11 protein-coding genes are annotated in these 14125 nt (G+C 71.9%); 3 read left to right on the plus strand and 8 right to left on the minus strand.

Annotated elements, in window-relative coordinates:
- Positions 1 to 1152 carry an ABC transporter substrate-binding protein gene (locus QI633_RS22785; RefSeq protein WP_282427158.1) on the minus strand — a complete coding sequence of 384 codons (1152 nt, stop codon included), beginning with the start codon at positions 1150 to 1152 and terminating at the stop codon, positions 1 to 3.
- Between the two features lie 173 nt (positions 1153 to 1325).
- Between QI633_RS22785 and QI633_RS22790 the strand changes: the two genes are divergently transcribed.
- A complete protein-coding gene (locus QI633_RS22790; RefSeq protein WP_141797234.1) occupies positions 1326 to 2825 on the plus strand; it encodes a PucR family transcriptional regulator in 1500 nt (499 codons plus the stop codon).
- Positions 2826 to 2833: 8 nt separating this feature from the next.
- On the opposite strand, the gene QI633_RS22795 is transcribed toward QI633_RS22790, so the two are convergent.
- Entirely contained in the window at positions 2834 to 3970 is a 1137-nt protein-coding gene (locus QI633_RS22795; RefSeq protein WP_141797233.1) for an acyl-CoA dehydrogenase family protein, read from the minus strand.
- A 201-nt stretch (positions 3971 to 4171) separates the two neighbouring features.
- Here QI633_RS22795 and QI633_RS22800 point away from each other — a divergent pair, with 201 nt between their 5' ends.
- On the plus strand, positions 4172 to 5347 hold the full coding sequence (locus QI633_RS22800) for a CoA transferase (protein ID WP_282427159.1): 1176 nt from the start codon (positions 4172 to 4174) through the stop codon (positions 5345 to 5347).
- On the opposite strand, the gene QI633_RS22805 is transcribed toward QI633_RS22800, so the two are convergent.
- Positions 5338 to 6615 carry an alpha/beta hydrolase domain-containing protein gene (locus tag QI633_RS22805; RefSeq protein WP_282427160.1) on the minus strand — a complete coding sequence of 426 codons (1278 nt, stop codon included), beginning with the start codon at positions 6613 to 6615 and terminating at the stop codon, positions 5338 to 5340. The genes QI633_RS22800 and QI633_RS22805 overlap by 10 nt on opposite strands.
- 29 nt (positions 6616 to 6644) lie before the next feature.
- Here QI633_RS22805 and QI633_RS22810 point away from each other — a divergent pair, with 29 nt between their 5' ends.
- Positions 6645 to 7967: a hypothetical protein gene (locus tag QI633_RS22810; RefSeq protein WP_282427161.1), complete on the plus strand. Its 1323-nt coding sequence runs from the start codon at positions 6645 to 6647 to the stop codon at positions 7965 to 7967.
- Positions 7968 to 8175: 208 nt separating this feature from the next.
- Here QI633_RS22810 and QI633_RS22815 read toward each other — a convergent pair whose 3' ends face one another.
- From QI633_RS22815 to QI633_RS22835, 5 genes are all read right to left on the minus strand, one after another.
- The gene (locus QI633_RS22815; protein ID WP_141797229.1) at positions 8176 to 8361 is read right to left on the minus strand and encodes a DUF3073 domain-containing protein; all 186 of its coding nucleotides are present in this window, start codon (positions 8359 to 8361) and stop codon (positions 8176 to 8178) included.
- Between the two features lie 154 nt (positions 8362 to 8515).
- Positions 8516 to 9577: a phosphoribosylformylglycinamidine cyclo-ligase gene (gene purM, locus QI633_RS22820; protein ID WP_282427162.1), complete on the minus strand. Its 1062-nt coding sequence runs from the start codon at positions 9575 to 9577 to the stop codon at positions 8516 to 8518.
- A 12-nt stretch (positions 9578 to 9589) separates the two neighbouring features.
- Entirely contained in the window at positions 9590 to 11059 is a 1470-nt protein-coding gene (purF, locus tag QI633_RS22825) for an amidophosphoribosyltransferase (RefSeq protein WP_141797227.1), read from the minus strand.
- A 25-nt stretch (positions 11060 to 11084) separates the two neighbouring features.
- Complete coding sequence (locus tag QI633_RS22830; protein ID WP_282427163.1) at positions 11085 to 12491, minus strand: FAD/NAD(P)-binding protein; 1407 nt, start codon at positions 12489 to 12491, stop codon at positions 11085 to 11087.
- Positions 12492 to 12715: 224 nt separating this feature from the next.
- Complete coding sequence (locus QI633_RS22835) at positions 12716 to 14068, minus strand: dipeptidase (RefSeq protein WP_282427164.1); 1353 nt, start codon at positions 14066 to 14068, stop codon at positions 12716 to 12718.
- Positions 14069 to 14125: the final 57 nt, after the last annotated feature.

The raw sequence follows: 14125 nt of genomic DNA on the forward strand, positions 1-14125 counted from the left end.
TCACGGAGTGATGACGGCCGTGTCGGTGACCTCGCCGACCGAGACCAGCGTGGCGCCGTCGAACTGAAGGATCTGGACGGGCTTGACCACCTGGCGTCCGTCGGTGAACTTCGCCAGCGTTCCGGTCGCTCCCTGGTGGTCAGACGTGCCGAGCAGGCCCTTCTGGATGTCGCCCGCACTGGTCCCCGTCGCGTCGGCGGCGTCGAGGATCAACTTCACGGCGTCGTACGACGAGGCGGCCACCATGTCCGCCGGGAAGTCGTTCTCCTTCGCGAAGTCCTCCAGGAAGGACCTGGTCGCGGGAGCCTCGGCGTCGCGGTTGAGGTTCGTGGTGATCTTGGCGCCGTCCGCGAGGTCACCGATCGACTCGAGGAAGCCCGCCGAGTCGATGCCCTCGGTGCTCAGCACAGGGAGACCCACGCCTGACTTCCGCAGGGCGCGGAAGAACTGGGTGCCCTCGGCGACGTACTGGACGAGGTAGATGCCGTCCGCGCCCGCGCCGACGGCGCGACGGATGATCGTGTCGAAGTCCTTCTCGCCGAACTCGTTCTTGTCCACGGAGACGACGTCCACCCCGCTCTCCTTCGCCTGGTCGCTGAAGCCGTCGACGAGCGCGTTGCCGAAGTCGTTGTCGATCGCGATGATCGCGGGCTTCCTCACTCCGTCCTCGGCGAACTGGACGGCTCCAGCGCGGCCCTGGACCTCGCCGTCGTAGTCCTGCTGGAAGATGAAGTCACCGGTCTCCGGGATGCCCGGGTTCACGGCGTACGCGGAGACGAGGGGAATCCTGTTGCGCTGGAAGATGGTCGCTCCGGCGAGGGTCTGGGGACTGTACGAGCCGCTGACGGCCGCGACGACCCGGTCCTGGGAAACGAGCTTGGTCGCGATCACGGCGCCCTGCTTGGGATCGCTCGCGTCGTCGTAGGTGACCAGCTCGACCTTCTTGCCATCGACGCCACCGTCCGCGTTCGCCTGGGCGACAGCCAGCCTCGCACCCGCCAGGGCGCTGCGTCCGTCCGCCGACCCGAACCCGGACTCGGGGGCGAAGAAGCCGATCTTGAGGGTGTCGCTGCTGGACTCACCTCCTGAGCAGGCGGTCGTCGCGGCCAGCAGGCCGACGAGCGTGCCGGCCATCAGAGAGCGGATTCGCATGCGTACTCCTTGTTGTTCGAGGTCGCTGACGACCAGGGGTGGAGGGGCGTCTCGGGCGACGCCCCGGACGATCGAGGCTCACCGCCGCGACCGCCGTTCTCATTCAGTGGGGATCACCTGGGGCGACCCCACGCAGCGCAACTGCCTGGCGGACCGTCCGGCACAATGCGGCCATGCCCGTGGTGCTGCGCGACCTGCTCGACGAGCCGAGCCTCAAGGTCAGGGCGGTGGTGCTGCCCGAGGGCGCCGCCGAGCAGCCGATCAGCTGGGGCTCGACCACGGAGCTCCCTGACCCAGTGCCCTTCCTGCGCGGCCAGGAGCTGGTGATGACCACGGCGCTGCTCGACCGCACCATGGACGAGTGGCGTGACCTGGCCACCCGCCTGGCGGCAGTACCGGTCGCCGCCGTCTGCCTGGGGATCGGGTTGGTCCACGATCAGCCGCCTGCTGAGCTGCTCACAGCGGCGCGAGACGCCGGGCTGACCCTGCTGGTCTCGCCCGTGGAGGTGCCGTTCATCGCGATCAGCCACTGGCTCGCCGACCAGATCTACGCGGAGACCTACGCCGCCGTGCAGACCAACCTCCAGGTGCAGGACCGCCTGGTGCGGGAGCTGCTCTCGCGTCGAGGCGTCGATGGCATGCTGAGCGAGCTGCGTCGACAGCTCGGCCTGGACGCCGTCGTGCTGGCCGAGCCCGGCGGTCACGTCCTCCACCGCTCGCCCCGCAACTCGCGCTGGAAGCCCTCCTCCTCGGCCGCCGCCGGGACGCGGGGATCCGCATCCGCCGAAGTGGTCGTCGACGACATCCCCGTCGCGGTGCTGCACACGGAGCCGACTCCGGCCTACGAGGGCGTGCTGCCCTTCGCGGCCACCGTGCTGGGCCTCGAGCTCGCCAGGGAGCAGGCCTTTCTCACGGGTCGTCGCGAGCTGCTCGGCCAGGTCCTCGAGGACGTCCTGCACGGCCTGGTCTCCGACCACGCCGCCCGCAACCGGCTGCGCCGGCTGAACGTCCAGGCGGACGCTCTCCAGACGATGGTCGTGGCGGTGCTGGACGAGACTCCCGAACGTCTGCGTCGGGTGCCGTGGGAGCTGAGGTCGGTCCTCGCCCGCGAGGGCGATCCCCTCCCCACGGCCCTGCTGGATGATGCGGTCGCGGTCGTCGTGCCCGAGGGGGTCGACGCCGGTCAGGTCGCCGAGGGACTGCATGCCCAGCTGCGCGAGGCACGACACCGTCCGGCGGTGGGCCTGGGATCGGCCCGCCGTGGAGTGGCCGGTCTGCGCCTCGGCTACTACGAGGCCCGCCAAGCCGCTGTGCCCGACGGCGTCGGCAGGTCCGCTCCGCTGTCGCTCACCGGCCTGCTCCTCGGAAACCTCGACCTGCCGCTCGCCGAGCTCGGCCACGAGGTCCTCGGACCGCTCCTCGAGCGCGAGGACCCGGGCGACAACCACCTGCTCCTCACGCTGCGCAGCTTCCTCGACCACGACTGCGTGCCCAGCGCGACCGCCGCGGCGATGGTCATCCACCGCAACACGCTGCGCTACCGGCTGGAGCAGATCGAGCAACTCCTCGGCCGCGATCTCGACCGGCTGACCGATCGCATGGAGCTCGCCCTCGCACTCGCCGCCCTCGACGCCGCCGGGGACCGCGGCAGGACCGAGGGTCCGCCGGCCTGAGTGGGTGATCATGCGAGGAGGTGGCGGGCCATGACCACCCGCTGGATCTGGTTGGTGCCCTCGTAGATCTGGGTGATCTTGGCGTCGCGCATCATCCGCTCCACCGGGAAGTCGCGGGTGTACCCGTAGCCACCGAGCAGCTGGACGGCGTCCGTGGTCACGGCCATGGCGGTGTCCGACGCGAGGCACTTGGCCGCCGCGCCGAAGAAGGTGAGGTCGTCACTTCCCGCCTCGCTGCGGGCCGCGGCGGCGTACACCATCTGGCGTGCCGCCTCCACGCGCATCCCCATGTCGGCGACCATGAACTGGATCCCCTGGAATTCGGCGATGGCCTGCCCGAACTGCCGACGCTCCTTCACGTAGGTGACAGCAGCATCCAACGCCCCCTGGGCGATGCCCACCGCCTCGGCACCGATCGAGACCCGGGTGTGGTCGAGGGTCCCGAGCGCCACCCGCATCCCGCGGCCACGCTCGCCGATCAGCCGGTCCAGCGGGATCCGGCAGTCCTCGAAATAGACCTCCCGCGTCACCGATCCCTTGAGGCCCATCTTCCGCTCGGGTTCGCCGTAGGAGATGCCGCCGTCGTCGGCATGCACCAGGAAGGCGGACAGCGACCGCGATGCATGCCCCGGATCGGTGACCGCGAAGACCACGATGTAGCGGGCGATCCCGGCCGACGTGATCCAGGTCTTGACGCCGTTGAGCACCCAGGAGTCACCCTCCAGCCGGGCCGATGTCCGCATCGCGGCGACATCGCTGCCCGCCTCGCGCTCGCTGATCGCGTAGGCCATCAGTGCCTCGCCCGAGGCGACCTCGGGCAGGTAGCGCCGGCGCTGCTCCTCACTGCCGTACTTCAGCAGCGGGACCACCCCCAGCTTGTTGGAGGTGATGATCGCGCAACTGGAGGCGCAGGCCCGGGCGACCTCCTCGACCGTGATGGCCGACGCGATCGCGTCGACACCGTCTCCTCCGTACTGCTCGGGGATCCCGGGGGCATGCAGACCGGCCGCGACCAGGACGTCGTAGCTCTCCTTGGGGAAGACCGCTTCCTCGTCGACCGCGGCGGCGCGGGGGGCCAGCTTCTCGGTGCTGACGCGGCGGGCGGCGGCGCGGAGCTCGTGGTGGACGTCATCGAGGAGGTACATGGGTTCGCTTTCGACGGGGATCGTTGCGGCACTATTCAGGCCGAGGTGACCCGGCTCACGCAATGTGCAAACGCCCTATGGCGGCGACGATGATTAGGCACTTGCACGTGGTCCTCCGAGACACGGCGTCCCTACGGTTGCCGCGCTCGGGACGGTCGCAGGGATCGGCCCGAAGCCCCTGATCGACCGAGGAGGACGACGATGCCGCTGCTGACCGACGTGAAGGTGCTCGACCTGAGCCGGGTGCTGGCCGGCCCCTACTGCACCGCGATGTTGGGAGATCTGGGTGCCGACATCGTCAAGGTCGAGGCGCATCAGGGCGACGACGCCCGCCACCTCGGCCCGTTCCGCGACGGCGAGAGCGTCTACTTCGCCCAGCTCAACCACGGAAAGCGCAGCATCGCGCTGGACCTCAAGGACCCCGACGACCATGCCACCCTGCTGGACCTGGTTCGTGCCGCCGACGTCCTGGTCGAGAACTTCCGGCCGGGCGTGACCGCCCGCCTCGGCATCGACCACGCCAGCTTGAACGCGATCAACCCACGGCTCGTCTACGCCAGCATCTCCGGGTTCGGGCAGGATGGCCCGCTCGCCCATGCCCCGGCGTACGACCTGGTGGTCCAGGCCATGTCGGGCCTGATGGCAGGCACCGGAACGGTCGAGGGCGGGCCGACGCGGGTGGGCGAGTCCGTCGGCGACGTCATCGCCGGCCTGTACGCCGCCTGGGGCGTCACCGCCGCGCTCTTCGAGCGAGAGCGGACCGGCATCGGCCGCCACGTCGACATCGCGATGTTCGACTCTCTGGTCTCCCTCCAGGTCACCGCGATGAGCATCTTGACGGCGACCGGGGCGCTGCCGGGGCGGGTGGGCAACCGGCACCCGGTCTCCGCGCCCTTCGACACCTACCCGACCAACGACGGGCTCGTCGCGATCGCGGTGGCCAACGACAGCGTGTTCGCTCGGTTCTGTGCGCTCGTCGGACATCCCGAGGCCGCGAACGACCCCCGCTTCGGGGACGACTCCTCACGTACCGCGCACCGCGTCGACATCGAGGCCCTCGCGACGTGCTGGTCGACAGCACGTACGACGGCCGAGGCGGTAGCGGCCGCCGAGGAGGTCGGTGTGCCGGCAGCGCCGATCTGGGACCTGGCCCAGGCCCTCGCCAGCGAGCAGGCCACCCATCGTGGCCTGGTGGAGCATTTCGACCACCCGATCCTCGGACGCACTCCGTTCCTGACCCAGCCACTGCGCTTCCCCGGCTCCGTCCCGCGGGTTCCCGGAGCCCGTACCAGCCCGGCCCTGGGAGGCGATCGCGACACGGTCCTCATGGACTGGCTCAGCCGGGCTCCCGTGCAGGCCGGGCAGCCTCAGGCCTGACGCGCCTCTGCCAGCACCGCGTCCCGGTCCTCCCGGAGCACGAATCCGGCGGCGATGGCAGCCTCCGTCGCGCTCTCGTACGCCGACAGGTACGCCTCGTGTGTCGCCCACAGCCGCGCGCCGGCTCCCGCGGGCAGCGGGAGGGTGCGGCCGAACAGGCCACAGATGACCGACGCATCGGGACCGGCGTCGCCGGAGACGACATCGGCGGGTGCGTCGACGACGGGCGTGCGGATGCCGCCGCGGACGATGCCGAGGTCGTCGCGGACGAAGGCGCCGCCGACGATCTCCAGCGGCGGCGCGGAGGGGGCGGCAGGGCCGCCGCGAGCCCAGGCCTCGAGGTGGCGGAGCGCGGCGCGGGCGACGTACGCGTGCTGGCCGCGGTTGACCGGGTCGGGGCGGCCGAGGAAGGCCTCGAACTCGCCGATCTGGAACAGGTCGGCGTGGGCGGCGCCGGCGACCTCCCACACGCGCAGCAGGGGCCCGTCGGGCTGGCGGGCCGGCAGGTAGTTGATCCGGCCGAGCAGGTCGCCCTCGGCCTCGAGCACGAGGACCGGTACGTCGAGGTCGTCGCGGACCGGCGTCGGCTCGCCGGCGGCACGCGCGGCGAGGAGGTCGATGCCGCGGCCGGGCTCGCCGAGCGGGGCGGCGACGTCGCCGCGGCTGTGGACCAGGAAGCCGTCGAAGAAGCGCTCGGTCGGGTGGACGTGGTTGAGATAGGTCGTCAGCGCGTACGCCGACTGCGACTGACCGATCGCGAGAACCCGCTCCGCCCCGGTCAGCTCGGCCGCGGCCCGGGCGACGTCGGTGAAGATGCCGTAGGCGTAGGCGTCCCCGGGGTGGTGCAGGTCGCCGTACCGGACCGGGTCGACGGCCTTGAGACCCTGCAGTGCCGCGCCCTCGACCGTGACGGTCGCGGCGCCGTTCTCGACGCCGTTGCGCTGGGCGGAGACGCCGGCCCAGGCATGACCCTGACGGACCAGCTCCTCGGCGAGGTAGGTCCAGTCGGGGGCGGCGTCGGCGCCGCTGCTCACGTTGAGCCACTCGACGACGAGGGTCCCGCTGGCCGGCGCCGTCACCGGACGCCGTACGACGACCCGGGTCGTGTACGGCGCCTCTCCGTGTGCGGCGTCGACCGCCCGGGCGGTGCCGCTGGCGGCGTACTCCTCCTCGGACCAGCCCAGGGCAGCGAGGTCGGGGCCGGGGCGGGCGGCGCTCAGCGCGATGCCGTTGCCGCCGGTCAACGGGGTCAGGGTGGGGGCGGGCACGGACGCATCATGCCGCGTAGGGTGCGCCCGTGCTGCTGTCCTTCGAGATCGCCGCCCGCCACCGCCCGATCACCCTGGTGGCGGCCGAGGGCCTCCCCCTCCGCGCCCCCTTCGGCGCAGTCGAGGCGGCGGTGTCCGGGGACGGCGCGGCCGGGCTGGCGCTGGAGGGGGCCGACGGGACGCGGCTGGCGGTGCGCCTTGAGGACGGCCGGGCCTCGCTGCTGGTCCGGATCGGCGGCGCCGAGCACGCGCTGCGCAGCCGGCGGTTCGGTCGCGTCTCCTCACCCCCCACCCGGCTGGGCCTGACCCTGACCGGCAGCCACCTCGCGGTGCTGACCCACGAGGACGGCGCCTGGGTCGCGCGTGGGCGCATCGACCTGCGCGAGATCGGCGGCCCCGACACCCGCGACCCGGACTGGCTGGCCGGGCTCACCCACGACGCCACGGGGGCGGGCGAGGTGCGCGCCGGGAGCTTCGGGCAGCTCGGGCTGCGCGACATCCGGGTGGTGTCGCACGCCGACGGGTCGCCGTACCGGATCGGCTCGGAGGTGCTGCTGACCGCCACCAGCGCCGGGCCGGGATTCTTCGACACCGCGCACACCTCGGTCTGGTCGCTGTCCCGGTCCGGTGGGATCAGCTGGCGCAGCGACCTGTTCTTCGAGCGTCCCGACCGACCGGGGGTGTACGGCGACCACGCCACCCACCTGGTCCGCGACGGCGATCGCTGGCTGGTCGCCACCAGCACCTGGTCGGACTTCCCGGCGCGCAAGGCGGACCGGGTCCCGGGCGCGCTCGGTGTCACCCTGGCCGAGTCGGCCGAGGACCTCACCCGCGGGCAGCACGTGCTGCCCACCCGGCGCCTGGACCTGCCCACCGACGGCCCCACGGTCGGGACCTGGGACCCGCACCTGGCGCGGACCCCGGACGGCGGGTGGCTGGTCGGCTTCGTCAGCGCGCGCAGGTTCTTCGACTTCCACCCGCTGCTCGCCGCCGGCCCGTCGCTCGACCACCTCGCCCTGCGGGGCGCGGCGACCGACCGCCGGGCGACCGAGGGCACTACCCTGCTCCGCGTCGGCGAGGACTGGAGGGTCCTGGCCAGCGACGGAAGGGACAACCGCCGGGCGGTCCGTGGCCGCTACCCGGTCTTCGACACGACGATGACCGAGATCGGCGCCCTGAGCGCGCCGTACCCCACCAACATCCCGTGGCCGAGCGTCCTGCCGCCCGACCCGGACGTGCCGGGCGACGAGTGGCGGCTGGTGACGTTCGACGGGCGCCGCTCAGGTGGCCGGCTCGCCGGCTACGGCACCCACGGAGACGTGGTGGTCATGCGACAGGCCGCGCCGGCGTGACCCGATCCGCGTCAACCCACGTCGTCGGTCATCGCGGGAAGCGATGGCGACGGAGCGCAGGGAGCGAGGAACGAGCGACCGGAGCGGAGGAGCCGAGTCTTTCCGCGAGCCGACCGTGTTGCCGCCACGCGGACGTGACGACCACGGACCTCGACTGCGGCGCGGCAGCGCGGCGCGAGGAACGAGCGACGCGCTCGCGCCATTCAGCTCAGTCGCGGCGGTCGGCGTAGTCCGACCACTTGTCGAGCACCTCGGGCTCCACCTCGTCGGCGCTGGACGATGCGGGCTCTCCATGGAGCTCCGCCGCCAGCGCCGAGAGGTCAGTCTCGTGAGTGCGGTACTTCAGGTCGCGAGCGACCTTGGTCTGCTTGGCTTTCGCACGGCCGCGGCCCATAGGGTCCAGCCCCCTCGCACACTTGGCCGGTAGCCCTCCGGGCCCCGGACTGCTGAATACGTAGTCTCGTGGGTCCAACGGTACATGGCCGGTGGGTGTTCCCGCACGCTGGGAGCCTCATCCGCACGCGTGGCGCGCGCGGATGAGGCGCAGGTCACCAAGCGGGGTGCTGACCGACCAGCGTCACGCTGCCGTCGCCGGCCACGACCTCGCCCGCGACCCAGGCCTGGACGCCGTGCTCCCCGAGCGTGGCGATCGCCGCGTCGACCTCTGCGGCCGGGGTGAGGGAGACCATGCCGACGCCGCAGTTGAGGGTCGCTTCGAGGCTTGCCTGGTCGACACCGCCCGCCGTGCGGACGACGTCGAAGATCGGCTGCGGGGTCCAGCTCGCGCGGTCGAGCGTGGCGCTGAGGTGAGCGGGCATGACGCGGGCCAGGTTGTTGGCCAGTCCGCCACCGGTGATGTGGGCCATCGCGTGCGTGCCGGTCGCGTCGGCGAGCGCGAGGCAGGCCTTCGCGTAGATCTTCGTCGGCACGAGAAGCTCCTCGCCGAGCGTCGAGCCGAGCTCGTCGACCTGACGGTCGAGCTCCCAGCCGAGCTCGGTGAAGAAGACGTGCCGGGCCAGGGAGTAGCCGTTGGAGTGGAGTCCGGAGGCCTTCATCGCGATGACGACGTCGCCCTCCGCGACCTTCTCGGCGCCGAGCAGGCGGTGCGCGTCGACGACACCGGTGGTGGCGCCGGCGACGTCGTACTCGTCGGGGGCGAGCAGGCCGGGGTGCTCGGCGGTCTCACCGCCGACGAGCGCGCAGCCCGCCTCGGTGCACGCCTCGGCGATGCCCTTGACGATCGCGGCGATCCGCTCGGGCACGACCTTGCCGGTGGCGATGTAGTCGGTCATGAACAACGGCTCGGCACCGCAGACCACGAGGTCGTCGACGACCATGCCGACGAGGTCGAAGCCGATCGTGTCGTGCTTGTCCATCTTCCGCGCGATGTCGACCTTGGTACCGACGCCGTCGGTGGAGGTCGCGAGCAGCGGACGCTCGTACTTCTTCAGTGCCGAGGCGTCGAAGAGGCCGGCGAAGCCGCCCAGGCCACCCAGCACCTCGGGACGGCGGGACTTCGCGACCCACTCCTTCATCAGGTCGACGGCGCGGTCCGCGGCCTCGATGTCGACACCGGCACGGGCGTAGGCCCCGGTTGCATTGTCAGCCACGGTTCTCCTCGATCACGGATTGTTGAAAACAGGGAGGGCCTCGCCGTGGGTGCTCGGCGTGAGCGTGGCCTCGAGGAGGTGCTTGCCGAGCAGGCTCTCGTCGGGGAGCTCGATCGGGTAGTCGCCGGTGAAGCAGGCGGTGCACAGGGTGCTCTGCGGCTGGCCGGTCGCCTGGACCATGCCCTCGAGCGAGATGTAGCCGAGGCTGTCGGCGCCGACGCTGGCCGCGATCTCGTCGACGTCGAGGCCGTTGGCGATCAGCTCGGCACGGGTCGCGAAGTCGATGCCGTAGAAGCACGGCCACTTCACCGGCGGGGAGGAGATCCGGACGTGGACCTCGAGCGCGCCGGCCTCGCGGAGCATCCGGACCTGGGCGCGTTGGGTGTTTCCGCGCACGATCGAGTCGTCGACCACGACGATCCGCTTGCCGCGGATCATGTGCTCGAGCGCGTTGAGCTTGAGCCGGATGCCGAGCTGGCGCAGGGTCTGCGAGGGCTGGATGAAGGTGCGGCCGACGTAGGCGTTCTTGACGAAGCCCTGGCCGAACGGGATGCCGCTCTCCAGCGCGTAGCCGGACGCGGCAGGGGTGCCGGACTCGGGGACCGGGATGACCAGGTCGGCCTCGACCGGGAACTCGCGCGCGAGCTGGCGGCCCATCTCGACCCGCGCCTCGTGCACGCTGCGGTTGGCGATGGTGGCGTCGGGACGGGCGAGGTAGACGTACTCGAACACGCAGCCCTTGCGGCGCGGCTCGGCGAACTTGTGGGAGCGCAGACCGTCCTCGTCGATGACGATCAGCTCGCCCGGCTCGACCTCCCGCACGACGCTCGCGCCGGTGGTCGCCAGGGCGGCGTCCTCGCTCGCGACGACCCAACCCCGCTCGAGGCGGCCCAGCACGAGCGGCCGGATGCCCTCGGGGTCGCGGGCGGCGTACAGCGTGTTCTCGTTCATGAACACGAACGAGAACGCGCCCTCGACCTGCGGCAGCAGCTCCAGCGCGCGAGCCTCCAGCGACTGGTCGGGGTGGTGCGCGAGGAGCGCGGTCACCAGGCTCGTGTCGTTGGTGGACGACTCGAGGTTGTGGGCGTGGATGTCGAGCTCGCCGTCCTCGCTCGGCAGCGCCTGGACCATCTCCGCGAGGTGCGCGGTGTTGATCAGGTTGCCGTTGTGGCCGAGCGCGATCGAGCCGTCCTCGGTGGGCCGGAAGGTCGGCTGCGCGTTCTGCCACGTGCTCGCGCCCGTGGTCGAGTAGCGACAGTGACCGACCGCGAGGTGGCCCGCGAACGACTCGAGGGTGTTCTCGTCGAAGACCTGGGAGACGAGGCCCATGTCCTTGTAGACGAGGATCTGCCGACCGTTGCTGACCGAGATGCCCGCGGACTCCTGCCCGCGGTGCTGCAGCGAGTAGAGGCCGAAGTACGTCAGCTTCGCGACGTCCTCACCCGGGGCCCATACACCGAAGACTCCGCACACGTTGCGCAAGCCTACCGGCCGGGGCGCGGATCGCTCAGTTCGCGACGATGCTCCGAGACGTGCGCTGCACCACCGCCGTCGCGACCTGTGCCGCCTGCCCCCGGATCTCGGGGATCGCGGTCGACTCCCACAGCGTGCCCTTGCGCGGCGGGCCGACCACGAACAGCCCGTCGACGACCCGGCCGTCGGCCCCGAGGACGGCTCCGTCGACGGTGGCGTCGATGCCGAGCGCGAGGGGATCGGGGGTCACGGTGCCGCGGGCGACGAGGGCGCGCAGGAGCGGGTCGGAGCTGTGGCGTACGTCGGGCAGCGGGCCGGTGCAGTTGACGACCGCGTCGACGTCGACCGGTGCGTGGCCGGGTGCGGTGGTGACCCGGCAGCGCTCGCCGAGGTCCTCCACGGCGTGCAGGCTGCCGGCGTGGACGGCCAGCCGGTCGTCGTACCGGTAGGACTGGAGGCGCAGCGCGACCTCGGGCGCCATCCGGTGCCGGCGCACCTCCCAGTCCCGGGCGTGGACGTCGAGGAAGCGGCGGCGCTCGGCTACCGGAAGGCGGCGCCACAGCTCTTGGGTGAGCGGACGCAGGCCGTCGACGACCGCACGCCAGCCGACCCCGCGCTCGGCGGCGGCGCGGCACTCGTCGGCGAGCGCCGCGGCGATGCCGTCGGCGGTGACGGCGTCGTCGGGGACCTTGGTGACCCAGGCGGTGTGGGCCTGGCCGACGTGCGGCTTGGGCAGCAGCCCGTTGCGGCTGACGAGCGTGACGTGGCGCGCCGGGCCGTCCTCGAGCAGTGTGATGGTCGTGTCGATGCCGGTCAGCCCGGTGCCGACGACGACCACGCGGGCGTCGGCGGGGAGGGCGCGCAGCCGCGCCAGCTCCCAGGGGTTGGCGACATGCCAGGGCGCATCGGGCAGAGCCGCCCCGCCCGCGGTGGCGAGCGGACGGGGCGGCTGGTTCCCGTGGCACAGCACGACGGCGTCGGCGTGCGCGGCGGACCGCTCGGTGACGACCTCGAAGCCGGCGCCGGTGGGGACGACGTCGAGGACCCGGCCGGCGCGGATCCGGAGCCGGTCGTCGGCGACGTCGGCCAGCCGGTCCTGGAGGTAGATCGCGTAGTCGGCGCGCGGCAGGAAGCCCTGCGGGTCGCTGCTGCGACCGGTACGCAGCGCCCAGTCGAGCAGGTCCGAGGGCGCGTCGGGGAAGGCACTCATGTGCCGGGCGCGGACGTTGAGCAGGTGGCGCCGGTCGTTGGTGCCGTAGGCGACGCCCCGGCCGACGATGCCGCTGGCCTCGTGGATGACGACCTCGAGGCCCGGGTCGTCGGATCGCACCAGCAGGTTGATGGCGGTGAGGACCCCGCTCGCGCCACCGCCGATCACCGCCACCCGGGTCCGCGTGCGGGGGGACGTCGGGGTGGCCGTCGGGATGCTCGTCGCCGTCATGCGAGTGAGTCTAGCGAATCACTGCACTTAAGCCAGTTCGAGTTGCCCCGCCCTCACCGTTGAGTTGCCGCATCCTCACCGTTGAGTTGCCGCATCCTCACCGTTGAGTTGCCGCATCCTCACCGTTGAGTTGCCGATTCCTGCGCCGGCGGCCGATCGAAGTGGCAACTCGGACGTGAGGATGCGGCAACTCAACGGTGAGTCAGGGGCAACTCGACGCGAGGTCAGGCGCCGAGGTTGCGCAGCAGCAGCGCCTCGGCGAGCAGCACCTTCTCGAACTCGGCGAGGTGCAGTCCCTCGTTGGGGCCGTGGGCGCGGGTGTCGGGGTCCTCGACGCCGGTCACCAGCACGGAGGCCTGCGGGAAGGACTCGAGGAACTCCGCGATGAACGGGATCGAGCCGCCGACGCCCATGTCGACCGGGGCGGTGCCGTCCCAGGCCTCGGTGAACGCGGCCCGCGCGGCGTCGTACGCCGGACCGGTGACCTCGAGCGCGATCGGCTCGCCGGTGTCGACGACGTCGATGGTGAGCTGCGCGCCCCACGGGACGTGCTTCTCGAGGTGGGCGCGCAGGCAGGCGAGGGCGTTCTCGGAGGTCTCGCCGGGCGCCGTGCGCAGCGCGAGGCGGGCGCGGGCCGACGGGATGAGGGTGTTGGACGAGCCGTCGACCTTGGGGGCGTCGAGGCCGATGACCGACAGCGCGGGCTTGGTCCACAGCCGCTCGACGGCCGGGCCGGAGCCGATCCACTCGACGCCCTCGGCGACCCCGGACTCGGCGAGGAGCCGCTCCTCGGGGTACTCGACGTCAGCGGCGGGCCCGGAGTGCAGGCCCGCGACAGCGACGTTGCCGGCGTCGTCGTGGAGGCTCGCGATCAGCCGCGACAGGGTGATCAGGGCATCGGGGACCAGGCCGCCCCACATGCCCTGGTGGACGGCGTGGCTGAGGGTACGGACCTCGACGTTGACGCGGACCAGGCCGCGCAGGCTGGTGGTGAGCGCCGGGACGCCGATGTCCCAGTTGCCGGAGTCGGCGATCACGATGACGTCGGAGCGCAGCTCCTCGACGTACTTCTGCAGCAGCTGCGGGAGGGTCGCGCTGGCGACCTCCTCCTCGCCCTCGATGAACAGCCGGACGGTGACCGGCAGGTCGTCGCCGAGCATCCGCAGCGCGGCGACGTGGGTGAGGATGCCGGCCTTGTCGTCGGCGGCGCCGCGGCCGTAGAGCCGGCCGTCGCGCTCGGTAGGCTCCCACGGCGGGGAGTCCCACTCGGCGTGGTCGTTCTCGGGCTGCACGTCGTGGTGGGCGTAGAGGAGCACCGTGGGCGCACCCTCGGGCCCCTTCTTCTCCCCGATGATGGCGGGCGGGGCGCCGTCGAAGGCGCGCACGATCCGCACGTCGACGCCCTCCGCGGCGAACAGGTCAGCAGTGGCCTGGGCGCTCACCTCGACCTGGTCGAGGCGGGCGGGGTCGGCGCTGACGGACTGGATGCGGACGAGGGCCTCGAGGTCCGATCGGACACCCGGGAGGATCTCGGCGAGGCGCGTACGCAGGTCGGTGGTGGAGACGGGTCCGGTCATGCCCGCCAATCTATGGGGCAGCATCGAGGCATGGCACCTTCTCGGACCCTCACGGCC

The sequence above is a fragment of the Nocardioides sp. QY071 genome (assembly GCF_029961765.1).
Taxonomy (GTDB): domain Bacteria; phylum Actinomycetota; class Actinomycetes; order Propionibacteriales; family Nocardioidaceae; genus Nocardioides.